We start from the raw sequence: 17,358 nt of genomic DNA on the forward strand, positions 1-17,358 counted from the left end.
TTGTTAATAGTATAAAGAAATGACGTAAGTCATTTCTTGTTTTTTATGTGGAAGGTGATTGTATGGAGTATCTAAAAAAAGATATACAGTATTTAAAAGGTGTGGGACCTAAAAAAGCACAATATCTTAAAAATTTAGGGATATGTACTATAGAGGACTTACTATATTTTTTTCCTAGAGAATACGAAGATCGAAGGGAGATAAAAAATATAGCTACTCTTTATGATGAAGAAAAAGTTACATTAAAGGTTACAGTTTGTGAAAAAACAGTAGAAAAATCTATTAGAAAAGGACTTACAGTTTATAAAGTACCTATTAAAGATTATACAGGAAGAGCATATGCAGTATTTTATAACACTCCTTTTATAAAAAAGATATTTAAAAAAGATGCTAGATTATATTTATATGGAAAAATAAAAAAAGCATTTGGAGAAATACAAATATTACATCCAAGTTATGAATTTATTGAAGGAGATACAAAAAATAGTGGGATTTTAAGTGTATATCCACTAACACAAGGCCTTACAAATAAAGATATGTCAAAATTTATAGATCATGTACTAGAGTATTTACATATGGAAGATGAATACCTTCCAAAAGAAACTATAAAAAGAAATAGGCTTTGTAGTCTTTGTGAAGCTCTTTTAAATATTCATAGACCAGATTCTGTTAAAAAGCTTAAAATTGCAAAATTTCGTCTTGTTTTTGAAGAACTATTTATTTTACAGATAGGTTTGTGGCTCATTAAAAATAAATTTCATGATAACAAAGAAGGTATTTTATTTCATAAAGATAAAAAAGTAGATGATTTTATTCACTCATTGCCATATCAATTGACAGATGCACAAAATAAAGTATTAGATGAAATTATACAAGATCTGACAAGTAAAAAAATAATGAATAGGCTTGTTCAAGGAGATGTAGGCTCTGGAAAAACAATTATTGCTTTTGTTTCGCTATATTTGAGTGTATTAAATGGATACCAAGGAGTTTTAATGGCACCAACAGAAATATTAGCACAGCAACATTTCCTATCAGCACAAGAGCTTTTAGCCCCATTAGGACTCAATATTGAACTTCTAGTAGGAAGTGTTTCTAAAAAAAGAAAAGAGGATATACGGGAAAAATTAGAAAATGGAGAAATTCATATTATCATAGGAACACATGCTCTTATTGAGGAGTATATAGCTTTTAAAAGTTTAGGACTTGTGATTACAGATGAACAACATAGATTTGGGGTAAGACAGAGAAAAATTCTCTCTAGCAAGGGAATCAATCCTCATGTGTTAGTTATGACGGCTACACCTATTCCAAGAACCTTAGGACTTATACTTTATGGAGATTTGGATATATCCATTATAGATAAGCTTCCTCCAGGAAGAAAAAAAATAAAAACTTATTGTGTAAAAGAAGAAAAAAGAAATGATGTATATGATTTTGCAAAAAAAGAAATAGTAGAAGGAAGACAAATTTATGTAGTAGCACCACTTGTGGAAGAATCAGAAAATATAGAAGCAAAATCAGCTACACAACTTTATGAAGAACTTAAAAATACATATTTCAAAGAATTTCCTATAGGGCTTTTACATGGGAAAATGAAACCTTATGAGAAAGACGAAATAATGGAAGCATTTAAAAAAGGATATTTAAAAGTTTTAGTTTCTACTACAGTCATAGAAGTAGGAGTCAATGTTCCTAATGCATCTGTTATGATTATTGAAAATAGCGAAAGGTTTGGACTTGCTCAACTCCATCAGCTCAGAGGAAGAGTAGGAAGAGGAGCGTATCAATCTTATTGTGCTTTAATCAATTATAGTAAAAGTAAATTATCTAAAGAAAGAATGGATATTATGCAAAAAAGCAATAATGGATTTATGATCGCGCAAAAAGATTTAGAATTAAGAGGTCCAGGAGAATTTTTTGGAACAAGACAACATGGACTTCCAGAGCTTAAAATTGCAAATTTATTTAAACATATAAATATACTAAAACAAGCCCAACAGGAAGCTGCTCTTCTTTTGAAAGAAGATCCAAGTCTATTATTATCTCAAAATGTAGCTTTGAAAAATAAAGTTATAGAGAAATTTGGAGATCATATAACAGAAATTTGCTTATAAACAATTACCATTCTGTTACACTACATCTAAAATATACTAGATATAAAATTAACGATATTGGTTAAATTAATAGTACAACGAAATAAGGAGGTGACTTCTAAAATGCCAAACACAAATCAAAAGGTAGTTCCAGAAGCAAAAGCTGCTTTAAACCAAATGAAATATGAAATTGCAAATGAATTAGGATTAAACAACTACCAAGGTATGGATAAAGGAAATTTAACAGCTAGACAAAATGGTTATGTAGGTGGATACATGACTAAAAGATTAGTTGAAATGGCTGAACAACAAATGTCTGGTAAATAAAACTTCATATATAATAATAAAGAAGAGATAGAATGTCTCTTCTTTATTATTATATAAAAAATTAGCTATAATGTAAAAAATACTGGTGAAAAAATCACCAGTATTATGAGAGGAGAAATGAAGGAAGAGCTCTAAGGGGAATGAAATTTTTCTGTACTAGTTATAATATGGCTATAAAATGATTATATTATGTATGGATTTTTAAAATATAAAAAGAAAATTTTGTTTCTCAATTACATATATGCTACAATATATTTATTGAAAGGAGAGAATGATATTTGAGAGTGATTGCAGGTTCTGCAAAAGGAATGAAATTAAAGGCACCAAAAGGACAAAATACAAGACCTACTACAGATAGGGTAAAGGAATCTTTATTTAGTATGATACATTCTTACTTAGTAGACAGCTTTGTTTTAGATCTGTTTTCAGGTACTGGAAGTTTAGGAATAGAAGCTTTAAGTAGAGGAGCAGAAGCTGCTTATTTTGTAGATAATAATAAAATGAGTATTCAGGTGATCAAAGACAATATTGAACATACTGGATATAAAGAAATAAGTAATGTTTTTTTTTCAGATGTGGGAAAAATGATAAAAGAGTTTGGACAAAAAGAGAAAAAATTTGATGTTATTTTTATGGATCCACCTTATTTAAAGGATTTTATTATACCTTGTATAGAAGACATATCTATTCATAAAATATTAAAAGAAGAAGGTATAATTGTTGTAGAGCATGATATAGAAGATCTTTTACCTGATCAAATTCAAAATCTTACTAAGTTGAAAGAAAAAAAATACGGAAATACATTGATAACCATTTACTCAAAGGAGTGATAAAATGAGAACAGCAGTATGTCCAGGAAGCTTTGATCCAGTTACAAATGGTCATTTAGATATTATCAAAAGGACTGCTAAAATGGTAGACAAAGTGATTGTAGCTGTACTTTATAATCCAAATAAAAATCCTCTTTTTACAGTGGAAGAAAGAATACAGCTTTTAACAGAAGTTCTTAAAGAAATTCCTAATGTAGAAATTGATTGTTTTTCTGGATTATTAGTAGATTATGTGAAAGAGAGAAAGATAGATGTAATTGTAAAAGGATTAAGAGCTATATCAGATTTTGAATATGAATTTCAAATGGCACTCATGAATAAAAAATTAAGTCCAGAGGTAGAAACTATTTTTATGATGACTAGCAATGAGTATTCTTATTTAAGTTCAAGTGTAATAAAAGAAACATGTAAATTTAAAGGATGTATTGATGGACTAGTTCCTGATAAAGTAAAAGATGCTTTAATGAAAAAATATGAGTAAAAGCAAAGGAGGGGAGAATTATGGATGCTCTACATTTGCTAGACGAACTAGAAGATATTATAGAAAATAGTTCTTCAATTCCATTTGCGGGAAAGAGTTTGGTAGACAAAGAAGAGATATTAGATCTTATTAAGGAAATTAGAATTCAATTACCAGACGAAGTAAAGCAAGCACAATGGATTAAAGAAGAAAGACAAAGAATTCTTCTAGAAGCACAAAAAGAAGCAGATGCTATTATAGAAGATGCAAAGATACATATAGAAGAACTAGTAGATCGAGATGAAATTACAAAAGAAGCACAAAAAAGAGCAGAAGAAATGATTTCTGAGGCTCAGATGAATGCAAAAGAGGTTAGACTCGGAGCAAGACAATATACAGATGAATTATTAGGAAGTGTAGAAAAAAGCATTGAAAGGATATTAGATACGATAAAAGATAATCGAAATGAGCTAAGAGGAATGAAGGGATAATCCCTTCATTTTTATTTCAGTTATTGGCATTTGACGATAACTAAAAAGAGGGATAATATGAAAATAGAATAATAAAAACAATGCAAAAATTATCTAAAAAGGTTGGAGGGGAAGAATATGCATACTTGTGCCGTGTGTAGTGAACATTATTGCAAAAAAGGAGAACTAGAAAAAGTACCATTAAACTGTCCTTGTAATGAAAAAGAAGAAATAGAAAATATAAAAAAATTGTATCTTGAAGATGCAAATTATAAATTAGCATATCATTCAGCATTGGTTGAAGCAGAAGGGTATTGTGAAAAGACAAGACTTGAAGAGATTATGGATTTTGCAAACAAATGTAATTTTAAAAAGTTAGGACTAGCTTTTTGTATTGGGTTAAGTAATGAGGCGAAAATATTATCTTCTATATTAAAACATAATGGGTTTGAGGTTCATTCTGTGGTATGTAAAAACGGAAGTATACCTAAAGAGTTTTTAAAGATTGAAGATCATAAAAAAGTAAGACCAGGTACTTATGAAGCTATGTGTAATCCTATAGGACAGGCAATATTTCTGAATCATTCTAAAACAGATTTAAATATTATTTTAGGATTATGCGTAGGACATGATTCGTTATTTATAAAATATTCTGATGCACCTATAACTGTTTTTGCAGTGAAAGATAGAGTGCTTGCTCATAATCCTATGAGTGCGTTGTATATTTCAAATAGCTATTATAAAAATAAATTATACAAATAATCATTCTAAAATGTTTTGATCATGTATATTTTTCTCATTTATCTTTCTAATGAAGACTCTATTTTATAGATATAAAAGATAAAATTTTAGTCAATAAAGCAAATAATATATATATCAAAAGTATAAACAAAAATAACTCAGAAGAAAAAATAAGCCTAGAGATCCAAGGTAAATCAAAAAATATTGCTTTGGAAGATGAAAAAGTAGGTATATGTATATGATGCAAGCTTAAAAAAATCACTGGCATAGTTAAAACTACAAAAATACCTGAAAAGATTGCATGAATGATTTTGGAGAAAATATAAATACTGATGCTTAAATCTGTTTTACTAATTAAACTAGAAGCTTGAGCATGAATAGAAAAACCACTAAAAGAAATAAGAATGGTAGAAAATAAAGCTTGTTGTAAAAAAGAAAGATGAGGGATTTCTGATAAAGCTTTACAGCCTACAGTCATTTCAAATATTCCACCGATGAATGCATTGCAAATGTTTTTAGGGATAGGTAAAAGGCTTTGTATACAATAAGAAATATAACTTAGTATACCTAAAGTATTTAAAAGCTTAATGATTACAGAAAATAAAATAATAAAGCCTCCTATGCTTAAAAGGGTTTCGACAGAATTTTTTACAGCTTTACCTAAAAGAACACCAAAAGTAGTTTCGTTTTTGTTTGAAGTACTAAATAGATCTAAAAAAGCTTTTTTAATAGATGTATTTTCTTTTTTTCTAAAAGATGTTCTTTGTATTGTAAAAGGATAAAATCTAAAAAGAAGTCCTGTTGCAATAGCTCCTAGATAGTGGGAAAGTGCAATACTTGTACCAAGCTGTGGATTTTTAAACATTCCAATAGATACGGCTCCAATCATAAATAAAGGACCTGATGTACTACAAAATGAAAGGAGTCTTTGCCCTTCAGTTTTGTTACATATACCATTAGAACGAAGCTGTGTAATGAGTTTTACACCCATAGGATATCCTGAGGTAACACTCATAGCTAAGATAAAAGAGCCTTCTCCTGGAACGTTAAAAAGAGGACGCACTAACGGCTCTAATAAAACACCTAAAAAATTTACAAGACCTAGGCTTATAAGTAATTCCGCTCCAACAAAAAAGGGAAGAAGTGCAGGAAATACAATATAAAACCAAGTATCTATTCCAAGCTTTGCAGCTTCAAAAGATTCTTTTGGAAATTTTATAATACTAAAAACTAAAAAAGAGACTATAAAAATAATAAAGAATTTCTTTATGTTAAAAACAAAATTAAAATTTCGCCATTTATAATTCATGATAGGGATCCTCCTAAAAGTCTGATTATATTATATATATTTTTAAAGAGGATCTTTATGCTTTCATTTATTGAATAAAGGGTGTTTGATAATAATCTTGCCCTGCTTTTTTATAAGAAATATTTTTATGACCAAGTGCATAAATGTCTGTAGCTAAAATATCAAAATTAAGCATTTTTTGAGAGAAAGTATTTTCCAAAGGCTGTTTGTTGATATTTGTAAGAATAGGAATTTTAGAAGTTTTTTTCATTTTTTTCAATAATTCAGTTCCATTGTTAGAGAAAGCTAATATTCTTGCATATTGAGGTCCTGAAAAGGAAAAAATATCTTTTTTTGTAATTCCTAAAAGAGCATGAACGAAAATTCGTTGAAGCCTTGTTTGGGTGTATCTTTTGGACTTAGATAAAGAAATTAAGCTCTCAAGGTCATAAGCTCTTTTAGATGCTACTTTTAGCTTGTTTTCAAGTCCCTCTACTACATCTGTAATCTTTATGAGTTCTTCTATGGGTATTGTACGAAGCTTGTATAAAATTAGATCTTCAAAATTTTTATATTCAATAGGACCATATTGATTTTGTATGTTTTCTTTTAAAATAGAAAAGCTTTCCTTTGGCATTACTTTTTTTAAATGGTCAATGCAATCTTTATGATGAAAGAGATATTCTCGAATAGCAGTAGCACTACATATATTTTCTTCTATATTTTTAGAATGATAATCTGCCTTGATTCTTGAAATGGTATAAGGGATCATTGTGCTATTTAATTTAATCAAGCTTTTTAAGTATTCAATTCCTAAAATATTATTAGGCGTCAATAGATCTTTATAAATATTGGAATCTTTTAGATAATTCTCTATAGCCTTTTGACGTGCTTTAGGAAAAGACATTCCTTGTGATAAAAAATTTTTTAAATTATTTTGATAAAAGATAGGTTCGTCTATTAATATTTGTGCTATTTTTTTCAAAGAAGAAAGCTCTCCTGATTCACTTCCAAAACAAAGACAGTCTACAATCCCTATATTTTCAAGTAGTGATATGGCTCCATATGAAAAAAATTCAGCACTGTTACATGCGTATAAAACAGGAAGTTCGATAACTAAATCAATTCCTTCTGCTACAGCCATTTTAGCACGAATCCATTTATTGAATAGTGCAGGTTCTCCTCTTTGTAAAAAGTTTCCGCTCATAATGGCAATGGTATGAGTAGAATTTGTTTTTTTCTTAGAGGATAAAAGATGATATATATGCCCATTATGAAAAGGATTATATTCTGTAATGAGTCCTAATACTTTCAATAAAATTCCTCCCTAATAAAATGATAAACTTATATATAATATTACAAGATTTTGTTAATAATATCAAAAAATAAGATAAATATTGTTTTTCCTACTTGAAAAAGTTTTATAGTCCATTATAATTAAAATGGTGAACGATGTATTGCATTAGATTTGTAGCAAATTTATCTTATGACTAAGGGTTCTAATTTATTTAACTTTATAAATGTAGTATAAGAATTGTATAGTCCATAGATAACATAACTTAGATTTTAGATGGTGCAATGACTCTATCTATATTTAGTCTTAGTTTATGATATAAAATTATGAAGGAGGATATAAAATGAACATACTAGTGATTAATTGTGGTAGTTCATCACTTAAATATCAATTAATTAATATGAGTGATGAAAGTGTTTTAGCAAAGGGTCTTGTAGAAAGAATAGGAATTGAAGGTTCTGTTTTAAAACATGAAATAGAAGGAATGGACAAAGTAGTTATCAAAACACCTATGAAGGATCATAAGGTAGCTTTAGGACTTGTTTTAAATGCTTTAGTAGATGAAAAACATGGTGCTATCAAAGATATGAGTGAAATTTCTGCAGTAGGACATAGAGTGGTTCATGCTGGAGAGAAATTTAGTGAATCTGTAATCATTACAGATGAAGTGTTGAAAGCATTAGAAGATTGTATAGAATTAGCGCCACTACATAACCCAGCTAACTTAATGGGAATTGATGCTTGTAAAGAATTAATGCCAAATACACCAATGGTAGCAGTATTTGATACAGCATTCCATCAAACTATGCCAAAAGCATCTTATATTTACCCACTTCCTTATGAACTTTATGAAAAATATGGAGTTCGTAGATACGGATTCCATGGAACAAGTCACAGATATGTTTGTCAAAGAGCAGCAGATTTTCTTGGTAAAAAATTAGAAGATTTAAAAATTATTACATGCCACTTAGGAAATGGTGCAAGCTTAGCAGCAATTGAAAATGGAAAATGTGTGGATACAAGTATGGGCTTTACACCGCTAGAAGGTCTTGTAATGGGTACAAGATGTGGAGATATTGACCCTGCTATTGTTACTTATATTATGGAAAAAGAAAAATTAAATCTTGAAGAAGTGAATAACCTTTTAAATAAAAAATCAGGAGTATTAGGTATTTCTGGAGTAAGTAGTGATTTTAGAGATATAGAAAATGCAGCAGAACAAGGAAATGAAAGAGCTCAATTAGCTTTAGATACTTTCAATCAACGTGTAAAAAAATATATAGGATCTTATGTAGCACTATTAGGCGGAGCAGATGTTTTAGTATTTACAGCAGGACTTGGAGAAAATTCTATTTCTAATAGAGAAGATATTTGTAAAGGGTTAGAATTTATGGGTATTGAAGTAGATCCTGCAAAAAATAATATCAGAGGAAAAGATGCTGTTGTGAGCACAGACAATTCAAAAGTAAAAGTTTTAGTTATCCCTACAAATGAAGAGTTAATGATTGCACAAGATACATTAGAACTTGTAAAATAGGGATAAAAGGTAGGAATTTTCCTACCTTTTATCTATAATAAGACATCTATCAAGTATTTTTACTTGACAAATACCAGCTCCGTTTGTATAATTAATTCTGTTAATACAATGAGGTGAAAGTAATGAAAATAAATATAGCAGAATTGATGGATGGTCAAAAAAATCAATTATCTATAGAAATGAAAGATGAAATTGAAAAATTAGATAGTTTTGGAGATGAAATTGTATTAGTTGGTCCGACTGTTTTTAAAGGAAATGTATATATTTCAAATGGAGATTTTTATATAAAAGGAATAGCTCAAAGTACAGGAGTATTTCATTGTCATAGATGTTTAAAGAAATTTGAACAAACTTTTTATGGGGAAGTGGATGAAAAGCTAGTAACAGAAGGTTCTTTTGAAGCTGAAACTGGAGAATACTATATAATCAAGAATAAGCAAGTAGAGTTATCAGAAATTATAGAGAACACATTAGTGGAAGCACTTCCAATGAAAATTGTTTGTGATGAAAATTGTAAGGGATTATGTTTGGTCTGTGGGAAAAATTTGAATGAAGATACATGTGATTGTTCAAAAGATGATATAGACCCTAGACTAGCTAAGCTAAAAGATTTGCTACAATAATGGTAAGGAGGTGGAAAAAATGGCAGTACCTAAGAGAAAAACATCCAAAGCAAGAAGAGATAAAAGAAGAGCATCAAATATAAAAATGACAGCAATTAATGTTGTAGAATGTCCACAATGTCATGAACCAAAAATGCAACATAGAGTATGTAAAAAATGTGGTTTTTATAATGACAAAGAGGTAATGGAAGTAAAGTAATCTAAGATAGTAATGATGACATCATCATTACTATTTTTTTTTAAAATGGTTGATTTGTGGAAAAACTTATTATATACTTAATGTTAGTATCAGGTACTAATTTCAGATACTAAAAGAGGTGAAATATATGCCTAGTAAAAGAAAAAGTAAAAAGGCAAGACAATTGGAATTAATAGAAAAAATTGAAAAAGAACCTTTTGTAACAGATGAAGAATTAAGCGAGCATTTTGGAGTAAGCATACAAACTATTCGTTTAGATAGATTAGAACTTAGAATACCAGAATTGAGAGAAAGAATTAAAAAGGTTGCCCAAAAAAACTATTCAAAAGTTATTAGTTTAAGAGAAACTGAAATCGTAGGAGAATTGATTGATTTAAATTTAAATGAAAATGGTATTTCTATCCTTGAGACAACCATTGATTTGGCTTTTAAAAAGACAAAGGTAGTAAAGGGACATCATATCTTTTCTATGGCTGAATCTTTAGCTATGGCAGTCATTAATACAAAAGTAGCTTTAACAGGAGTTGCCAATATGAAATATAGAGTTCCTGTTTTATCAGGACAGAAATTAGTAGCAAAAGCTGAAGTAGTAAATCAAAGAGGGAATAAGTACTTTGTTCATGTGAAAATATATGTAAAAACAGAACAAGTATTTAGGGGGAAATTTATTCTCGTAGCTATTGGGGAGGAATAAAAGATGAATAAAATAAAAATTGCTGTAGATGGGATGGGAGGAGACAATGCTCCAATAGAAATTGTCAAAGGTTGTATAGACGCTATCTCTCAACTAGATGTAGAAATTTTTTTAATAGGAAAAGAAGATGCCCTAAAAAATGCATTGAATGGGAAAAAATTTGATAAAGATCAATTGCATATAATTTATGCCCAGGAGGTTATTGAAAATACAGATAAACCTGTAGCAGCAGTGAGAAAGAAAAAGGATTCTTCTATGGTAGTAGGAATTAACTTATTGAAAGAAAAAAAAGTAGATGCTTTTGTGTCAGCAGGTAATACAGGGGCATTACTTGCAGGAAGTCTGTTTGGACTTGGAAGAATCAAAGGAATAGACCGGCCAGCTATTGCATCCTTTTATCCTACAAAAAAAGGAAAATCTCTTTTAGTAGATGCAGGGGCAAATGCAGAATGTAAGCCTAGAAATTTATTGGAATTTGGGATAATGGGATCTATTTATGCTCAAAGAGTGCTTAAAATAGAAAATCCTTCTATAGGCATTGCAAATATTGGTACAGAAGAAGGAAAAGGAAATCCTTTAGCAAAAGATTCTTTTGAGTTGCTTTCAAAAGCTTCTATGAATTTTTATGGAAATGCAGAAGCAAGAGACCTTCCATCAGGAATTGTAGATGTGATTGTATGTGATGGTTTTGTTGGAAACATTATATTAAAATTAACAGAGGGTGTAGCTATGAATATGATGGCTATGCTAAAGGAACAATTTTTAAAAAATATGATGACAAAAATAGGTGCTATGCTTTTAAAACCTTCCTTAAAGGAATTTAAAAAAATAATGGATTATACAGAGTATGGAGGGGCACCATTATTAGGAGTAGAGGGTGCAGTAATCAAAGCACATGGAAGCTCAAATGCTAAGGCAATAAAAAATGCAATAAAACAAGCAAAAGCTTTTGCCCAAGAAGAAGTGATCAAAAACATAAAGGTACAGATTCAGAAAATAGGAGATGAATAGGATGCAAAATCAAATAAGGCCAGTAGGAATACTAGGGACTGGAAGTTATCTTCCACCAAAGATTATGACCAATCATGACATTGAACAAATAGTAGATACAAGTGATGAATGGATTGTAGCAAGAACTGGAATCAAAGGAAGACATATTGCAGATGAAAATACAGCTACTGCTCATCTTGCTACAAAGGCTGCAAAGCTTGCATTAGAAGATGCAAAAGTTTTACCAGAGGAAATAGATCTTATCATTGTAGCTACAGTAACACCTGATATGCTTTTTCCATCTACAGCTTGTATTGTACAGAAGGAGATCAAAGCTATAAACGCAGCAGCTTTTGATTTAGCAGCAGGTTGTTCTGGATTTTTATATGGATTAAGTGTTGCAAAACAATTTATTGCTACAGGGATGTATCAAAGAGTTTTAGTTATTGGAGCAGAGACTCTATCTAAAATATTAGATTGGAAGGATCGAAATACCTGTGTTTTATTTGGAGATGGAGCAGGGGCAGCAGTTTTAGGGCCTACAGAGGAAGGATTTGGAATTTTATCTTCTACCATGGGAGCGGATGGAGAAGGAGGAAAATTCTTAACTATGCCTGCAGGAGGTTCATTGATGCCTGCATCTATAGAAACGATAGAACAAAGACTTCATTATCTAAAGATGGATGGAAGTGAAGTATTTAAGTTTGCAGCGAGAACGATGCCTAAAGCTTCTATAGAAGCCCTAAATTTAAGCGGATATAATATAGATGATGTAGATTGTTTGATTCCACATCAAGCAAACATTAGAATTATTAAATCAGCAGCAAAAAAATTAAATCTTCCTATGGAAAAAATATTTGTAAATTTAGATAAAGTAGGAAATATGTCTGCTGCATCTATTCCTGTTGCTTTAGATGAAGCGGTAAAACAAAGTAAAATAAAAAAAGGGGATTTGATTGTTTTAGTAGGATTTGGTGCAGGACTTACTTGGGGGTCCAATGTGATACGTTGGAATAAGTAAATAAGGGGGTGTGTATATGATCCATTCAAGAGTGTGTAAATTATTGGGAATTGAGTATCCAATATTTCAAGGAGCAATGGCATGGATTTCTACAGCAGAGTTAGCGGCAGCAGTATCTAATGCAGGCGGATTAGGAATTATAGCTGCTGGAAATGCACCTGCTCATATTGTTAAAAAAGAAATAGACAAAATAAAGTCACTCACAGATAAACCTTATGGAATCAATGTCATGTTATTGTCTCCTTATATAGATGAAATCATGGAACTTGTTTTTTCTGAGAAAGTACCTGTTGTAACGACTGGTGCAGGAAATCCATCAAAGTATATCAAAGATTTAAAAAGTATAGGTACAAAAGTTATTCCAGTAGTTCCTTCGATTGCTCTTGCAAAAAGAGTTGAAAAATCTGGGGCAGATGCAATAATTGTAGAAGGAACAGAAGCAGGAGGTCATATTGGAGAACTTACGACTATGGTTTTAGTTCCTCAAATTGCAGATGCAGTAAATATTCCTGTGATTGCAGCAGGGGGAGTTGCAGATGGAAGAGGAATGATGGCAGCATTTTCTCTAGGGGCAGAAGCTGTACAAATAGGAACAAGATTTGTATGTTCTAAGGAATGTCAAGTTCATGATAAATACAAAGAAATAATCTTAAAGGCAAAGGATCGAGATACAGTAGTGACAGGAAGAAGTACAGGACATCCTGTAAGAATCATTAAAAATAAACTAGCTAAGGAATTTGATCGGTTAGAAAAGAAAGGTTGCTCTATAGAAGAATTAGAGCAATTAGGGGCAGGAAAATTAAAAATAGCAGCTATTGATGGAGACATAGAAAATGGATCTATTATGTCAGGTCAAATTGCAGGAATGATTAATGATATTAAAAGCTGTAAAGAAATCATAGAAGAAATCATGTTAGGAATGAAAGAAAATTACCAAGCAATGAATCATATATGGCAATAAGGAGTGGATATTATGAAAAAAATTGCATTTGTCTTCCCTGGACAAGGAGCTCAATATGTTGGAATGGGAGAAGAAATTTCAAAACACTATAAAGTAGCAAATGAAATATTTCAAGAGGCAACCTTATCTGTAGGATATGATATGAAAAAAATGTGTTTTGAAGGACCAGAAGAGGAGCTTAAAAAAACAGAAAACACACAACCTGCTATATTAACTACTTGTATAGCGATTGCAAAGGTTTTAGAAGAAAAAGGAATACATCCTCAAGTTACAGCAGGACTTAGTTTAGGAGAATATGCATCTTTAGTGATTTCCGGTGCAATGGAATTTAAAGATGCAGTAGCATTAGTGAAAAAAAGAGGCAAATATATGCAAGAAGCAGTTCCTCTAGGAGTAGGAACAATGGCTGCAATTCTTGGAATGGACAGAGAAGATTTATATAAAGCATTAGAAAAAGGAAAAGAATTTGGAATTGTAGAAGCTGCAAATTTTAACAGTCCAGGACAAATTGTTATCTCTGGAGAAATTATAGCTGTAGAAAAAACTTGTGAGTTTGCAAAAGAATTAGGTGCTAAAAAGGCAGTGATTCTTCCAGTAAGTGCACCTTTTCATTGTTCAATGCTTATCCCTGCGGGAGAAAAATTATCTAAGGAGTTAGAAAATATTTCTATCAAAGAGTTAAAAGTACCAGTCATTGCAAATGTCAATGGAGATTATTATAAAGATTCATCAGAAGCGAAAGAACTACTTATCAAACAAGTAAGCAATTCTGTATTATGGGAAGATAGTGTTACAAAAATGCTTCATGAAGGAATCAATACTTTTATAGAAATAGGACCAGGAAAATCATTGAGTGGATTTATTAAAAAAATCAGCAAAAAAGAAGATCAAAAAGTAGAGATCTATAATGTAGAAGATCAAAAAACTTTAGAAGCAGTAATAGAAGCTGTTTTGAAATAGGAGGAGATTATAATGAAATTAGAAGGAAAAACTGCTATTGTCACAGGAGGTTCTAGAGGAATAGGAAAAGCTATTGCATTGACACTTGCAAATTTAGGAGCAAATATTGTTGTCAATTATACAAGTAATCCCAAAAGAGCAGAGGAAGTAGTAGCAGAAATAAAAAATATGGGAAGAGAAGCTATTGCAATAAAAGCAGATGTTTCTAATAGTGAGGAAGTAGCAAATTTTATAAAAGAAGTAGAAGAACAATTTGACTCTATTGATATTTTAATCAATAATGCAGGAGTTACAAAAGATAATTTATTAATGAGAATGAAAGAAGAAGACTGGGATCAAGTAATCAACATTAATTTAAAAGGCACATACAACTGCACAAAGGCAGTGACTAAAAAAATGATGAAGCAAAGAAGTGGTAAGATTGTAAATATAGCATCTGTAGTAGGGGTTACTGGAAATGCTGGACAAGCAAATTATGCTGCATCTAAAGCTGGAGTCATAGGATTTACTAAGTCTATTGCAAAAGAATTAGGATCAAGAGGGATTAATGTAAATGCAGTAGCACCAGGATTTATTCAAACAGATATGACAGAGGTTTTATCTGACGAAGTAAAAAAACAAATTATGGAACAAATTCCAATGAAAGAATTAGGAAAGCCTGAAGATGTAGCCAATGCTGTAGCTTTTTTATGTATGGATGAGGCAAAATACATTACAGGACAAGTGATTCATATAGATGGCGGGATGGCTATGTAATATAAAAAACTATTTTTAAAAATAGGATAGGGAGGTTTTTATTTTGAATAGAAGAGTTGTTGTGACTGGGCTTGGAGCAATTACTCCCATAGGAATTGGAAAAGAGGAGTTTTTTAAAGGATTAAGAGAAGGGAAAAATGGAGTAGGAAAAATTACAAAATTTGATACAGAAGATTTTTCTACTAAAATTGCAGCAGAAGTAAAAAATTTTGAGCCAACAGATTATATAGAGAAAAAAGAAGCAAAAAGAATGGATAGATTTACTCAATATGCAGTAGCTGCAAGCAAGATGGCTATAGAAGATTCTAAATTAGATTTAGATGAAATAGATAAAAATAGATTTGGAGTAGTAGTAGGTTCTGGAATCGGTGGAATCGAAACTTTTGAAAGAGAACATGAAAAGCTTTTAAACAAAGGACCAGGAAGAGTGAGCCCATTTTTTATTCCAATGATGATCTCAAATATTGGAGCAGGACAGGTTTCTATTGCTTTTGGAGCAAAGGGACCTAATACTACAGTAGTAACTGCATGTGCAACTTCAACCAATGCCGTTGGAGATGCTTTTAAAATCATCCAAAGGGGTGATGCAGATATTATGATTACAGGAGGAGCAGAAGCTTCGATTACTCCTTTGGCTGTAGCAGGATTTTCATCTATGAAAGCATTGTCTACAAGAAATGATGAGCCAGAAAAAGCAAGTAGACCTTTTGATAAAGACAGAGATGGTTTTATAATGGGAGAAGGAGCAGGAATTTTAATTCTTGAAGAATTAGAACATGCAGTGGCTCGTGGTGCTCATATTTATGCAGAAGTTGTAGGTTATGGAATGAGTGGAGATGCATATCATATTACAACTCCAGCTCCAGAAGGAGAAGGAGCGAAAAGATCTATGGAAAATGCTATAAAAGATGCAGGCATTTCACCTGAAGATGTTGATTATATTAATGCTCATGGAACATCAACAGCATATAATGATAAATTTGAAACTATGGCGATCAAATCTTTATTTAAAGATCATGCTTATAAGCTAGCAGTAAGTTCAACAAAATCTATGACAGGACATTTATTAGGAGCTGCAGGAGGAATAGAAGCTATTGCGTGTGTAATGGCACTTACAGAAAATTTTATACCTCCAACTATGAACTATACTACAAAAGATGAAGAATGTGATCTAGACTATGTTCCAAATGAAGGAAGAAAAGCAGATGTAGAATATGCACTATCTAATTCATTAGGTTTTGGCGGTCATAATGCATCTATTTTATTAAAAAAATATTGTGTAAAATAGGGGAGTCTTTTAAAGACTTCCCATTTTTAAAAATGGAAACTTTTAAAATAGATCAAAAAAGTGTACAATAAACTAAGGTAAAAAAGTGTATGAATACGAAGGAGGACAAAAATTGCAGCGTATAAAAAAAGAAAGAGAAGAAACTTTAAAGGAACTAGTGAAAAAATTAGGATATGAATTTAACAATATTGAACTTTTGAATGAAGCCTTAACACATAGCTCTTATGCAAATGAACATAAAAAAAGGAAGATCCCTTATAATGAAAGATTAGAGTTTTTAGGGGATTCTGTACTGAGTATTGTGATTAGTGATTATCTTTACAATCATTTATCTACTCTACAAGAAGGAGAACTTACTAAGATTAGGGCAAGTATCGTATGTGAGCCATCACTAGCTAATTGTTCTATGAGTATGCAGATGGGTAATTATCTTCTTTTAGGAAAAGGGGAGGAAGTAACAGGAGGAAGAGAAAGAGTATCCATATTAGCAGATACTTTTGAAGCCATCATAGGAGCTATTTATTTAGATGGTGGATTAACAAAGGTAAGTGAGTTTATATTAAGAACATTACATCAAACTATAGAAGATGCTATTGAAGGGAAAATTTTTAAAGATTATAAAACTCATTTACAAGAATTTATTCAAAGTATCAATACAAAAAAGATTTCTTATGAAGTAGTTCATGAAGAAGGACCAGATCATAATAAGATTTTTTATGTACAGGTAAAAATAGGAGATGAAGTTTTAGGAGAAGGGTCAGGTAAAAGCAAAAAAGAAGCAGAACAAAATGCAGCACAAAAAGCTTTAAAGAAGGTGATGTAA

The 17,358-nt window shown here is 30.9% G+C and carries 19 protein-coding genes; 17 read left to right on the plus strand and 2 right to left on the minus strand.

The genetic code is table 11. The features are described 5' to 3' along the window. Positions 1–62 precede the first annotated feature (62 nt). The 6 genes from recG to BN2409_RS12510 all read left to right on the plus strand — a co-directional run bounded on the left by recG (position 63) and on the right by BN2409_RS12510 (position 4,945). The gene (gene recG / locus BN2409_RS12485) at positions 63–2,117 is read left to right on the plus strand and encodes an ATP-dependent DNA helicase RecG (protein ID WP_053956953.1); all 2,055 of its coding nucleotides are present in this window, start codon (positions 63–65) and stop codon (positions 2,115–2,117) included. Between the two features lie 102 nt (positions 2,118–2,219). Then, on the plus strand, positions 2,220–2,423 hold the full coding sequence (locus BN2409_RS12490) for an alpha/beta-type small acid-soluble spore protein (RefSeq protein WP_053956954.1): 204 nt from the start codon (positions 2,220–2,222) through the stop codon (positions 2,421–2,423). A 284-nt stretch (positions 2,424–2,707) separates the two neighbouring features. Then, a complete protein-coding gene (gene rsmD, locus BN2409_RS12495) occupies positions 2,708–3,253 on the plus strand; it encodes a 16S rRNA (guanine(966)-N(2))-methyltransferase RsmD (RefSeq protein WP_242847987.1) in 546 nt (181 codons plus the stop codon). A 4-nt stretch (positions 3,254–3,257) separates the two neighbouring features. Next, positions 3,258–3,734, plus strand: coding sequence for a pantetheine-phosphate adenylyltransferase (gene coaD, locus BN2409_RS12500; protein WP_053956956.1), 477 nt, complete (start codon positions 3,258–3,260; stop codon positions 3,732–3,734). A 20-nt stretch (positions 3,735–3,754) separates the two neighbouring features. Continuing rightward, the gene (locus BN2409_RS12505; protein WP_053956957.1) at positions 3,755–4,204 is read left to right on the plus strand and encodes an ATP synthase subunit B family protein; all 450 of its coding nucleotides are present in this window, start codon (positions 3,755–3,757) and stop codon (positions 4,202–4,204) included. A 117-nt stretch (positions 4,205–4,321) separates the two neighbouring features. Next, positions 4,322–4,945, plus strand: a complete 624-nt coding sequence (locus tag BN2409_RS12510) for a DUF1847 domain-containing protein (protein ID WP_053956958.1) — start codon at positions 4,322–4,324, stop codon at positions 4,943–4,945. A gap of 58 nt (positions 4,946–5,003) precedes the next feature. Here BN2409_RS12510 and ylbJ read toward each other — a convergent pair whose 3' ends face one another. Then, positions 5,004–6,233, minus strand: a complete 1,230-nt coding sequence (ylbJ, locus tag BN2409_RS12515; RefSeq protein WP_053956959.1) for a sporulation integral membrane protein YlbJ — start codon at positions 6,231–6,233, stop codon at positions 5,004–5,006. A 67-nt stretch (positions 6,234–6,300) separates the two neighbouring features. Continuing rightward, the gene (locus BN2409_RS12520; protein WP_053956960.1) at positions 6,301–7,527 is read right to left on the minus strand and encodes a nucleotidyltransferase; all 1,227 of its coding nucleotides are present in this window, start codon (positions 7,525–7,527) and stop codon (positions 6,301–6,303) included. Between the two features lie 322 nt (positions 7,528–7,849). Here BN2409_RS12520 and BN2409_RS12525 point away from each other — a divergent pair, with 322 nt between their 5' ends. From BN2409_RS12525 to rnc, 11 genes are all read left to right on the plus strand, one after another. After that, positions 7,850–9,043 carry an acetate/propionate family kinase gene (locus tag BN2409_RS12525; RefSeq protein ID WP_053956961.1) on the plus strand — a complete coding sequence of 398 codons (1,194 nt, stop codon included), beginning with the start codon at positions 7,850–7,852 and terminating at the stop codon, positions 9,041–9,043. 122 nt (positions 9,044–9,165) lie between these two features. Then, the gene (locus BN2409_RS12530; protein ID WP_053956962.1) at positions 9,166–9,666 is read left to right on the plus strand and encodes a YceD family protein; all 501 of its coding nucleotides are present in this window, start codon (positions 9,166–9,168) and stop codon (positions 9,664–9,666) included. 19 nt (positions 9,667–9,685) lie between these two features. Next, on the plus strand, positions 9,686–9,865 hold the full coding sequence (gene rpmF / locus BN2409_RS12535; RefSeq protein WP_053956963.1) for a 50S ribosomal protein L32: 180 nt from the start codon (positions 9,686–9,688) through the stop codon (positions 9,863–9,865). A gap of 127 nt (positions 9,866–9,992) precedes the next feature. Continuing rightward, complete coding sequence (gene fapR, locus BN2409_RS12540; RefSeq protein WP_053956964.1) at positions 9,993–10,559, plus strand: transcription factor FapR; 567 nt, start codon at positions 9,993–9,995, stop codon at positions 10,557–10,559. A 12-nt stretch (positions 10,560–10,571) separates the two neighbouring features. Beyond that, the gene (gene plsX, locus BN2409_RS12545; protein ID WP_053957741.1) at positions 10,572–11,570 is read left to right on the plus strand and encodes a phosphate acyltransferase PlsX; all 999 of its coding nucleotides are present in this window, start codon (positions 10,572–10,574) and stop codon (positions 11,568–11,570) included. Position 11,571: 1 nt separating this feature from the next. Next, positions 11,572–12,570 carry a beta-ketoacyl-ACP synthase III gene (locus tag BN2409_RS12550; protein ID WP_053956965.1) on the plus strand — a complete coding sequence of 333 codons (999 nt, stop codon included), beginning with the start codon at positions 11,572–11,574 and terminating at the stop codon, positions 12,568–12,570. Between the two features lie 16 nt (positions 12,571–12,586). Beyond that, entirely contained in the window at positions 12,587–13,531 is a 945-nt protein-coding gene (fabK, locus tag BN2409_RS12555; RefSeq protein WP_053956966.1) for an enoyl-[acyl-carrier-protein] reductase FabK, read from the plus strand. Between the two features lie 12 nt (positions 13,532–13,543). After that, a complete protein-coding gene (gene fabD, locus BN2409_RS12560) occupies positions 13,544–14,491 on the plus strand; it encodes an ACP S-malonyltransferase (protein ID WP_053956967.1) in 948 nt (315 codons plus the stop codon). A 9-nt stretch (positions 14,492–14,500) separates the two neighbouring features. After that, positions 14,501–15,247, plus strand: a complete 747-nt coding sequence (gene fabG, locus BN2409_RS12565; protein ID WP_479691179.1) for a 3-oxoacyl-[acyl-carrier-protein] reductase — start codon at positions 14,501–14,503, stop codon at positions 15,245–15,247. A gap of 43 nt (positions 15,248–15,290) precedes the next feature. Next, positions 15,291–16,535 carry a beta-ketoacyl-ACP synthase II gene (fabF, locus tag BN2409_RS12570; protein WP_053956969.1) on the plus strand — a complete coding sequence of 415 codons (1,245 nt, stop codon included), beginning with the start codon at positions 15,291–15,293 and terminating at the stop codon, positions 16,533–16,535. Positions 16,536–16,647: 112 nt separating this feature from the next. Further along, entirely contained in the window at positions 16,648–17,358 is a 711-nt protein-coding gene (rnc, locus tag BN2409_RS12575; protein WP_053956970.1) for a ribonuclease III, read from the plus strand.

The organism is Inediibacterium massiliense, assembly GCF_001282725.1.
Classification (GTDB): Bacteria; Bacillota; Clostridia; order Peptostreptococcales; family Thermotaleaceae; genus Anaerophilus; species Anaerophilus massiliensis.

Excerpts from the sequence above, each read along its gene's own strand:
- BN2409_RS12510 (WP_053956958.1), top strand. The coding sequence starts at position 4,322 with ATGCATACTTGTGCCGTGTGTAGTGAACATTATTGCAAAAAAGGAGAA.
- recG (WP_053956953.1), top strand. The coding sequence starts at position 63 with ATGGAGTATCTAAAAAAAGATATACAGTATTTAAAAGGTGTGGGACCT.
- BN2409_RS12490 (WP_053956954.1), top strand. The coding sequence starts at position 2,220 with ATGCCAAACACAAATCAAAAGGTAGTTCCAGAAGCAAAAGCTGCTTTA.
- fabD (WP_053956967.1), top strand. The coding sequence starts at position 13,544 with ATGAAAAAAATTGCATTTGTCTTCCCTGGACAAGGAGCTCAATATGTT.
- BN2409_RS12505 (WP_053956957.1), top strand. The coding sequence starts at position 3,755 with ATGGATGCTCTACATTTGCTAGACGAACTAGAAGATATTATAGAAAAT.
- BN2409_RS12525 (WP_053956961.1), top strand. The coding sequence starts at position 7,850 with ATGAACATACTAGTGATTAATTGTGGTAGTTCATCACTTAAATATCAA.
- fabK (WP_053956966.1), top strand. The coding sequence starts at position 12,587 with ATGATCCATTCAAGAGTGTGTAAATTATTGGGAATTGAGTATCCAATA.
- BN2409_RS12530 (WP_053956962.1), top strand. The coding sequence starts at position 9,166 with ATGAAAATAAATATAGCAGAATTGATGGATGGTCAAAAAAATCAATTA.
- ylbJ (WP_053956959.1), bottom strand. The coding sequence starts at position 6,233 with ATGAATTATAAATGGCGAAATTTTAATTTTGTTTTTAACATAAAGAAA.
- BN2409_RS12550 (WP_053956965.1), top strand. The coding sequence starts at position 11,572 with ATGCAAAATCAAATAAGGCCAGTAGGAATACTAGGGACTGGAAGTTAT.
- rpmF (WP_053956963.1), top strand. The coding sequence starts at position 9,686 with ATGGCAGTACCTAAGAGAAAAACATCCAAAGCAAGAAGAGATAAAAGA.
- fapR (WP_053956964.1), top strand. The coding sequence starts at position 9,993 with ATGCCTAGTAAAAGAAAAAGTAAAAAGGCAAGACAATTGGAATTAATA.
- coaD (WP_053956956.1), top strand. The coding sequence starts at position 3,258 with ATGAGAACAGCAGTATGTCCAGGAAGCTTTGATCCAGTTACAAATGGT.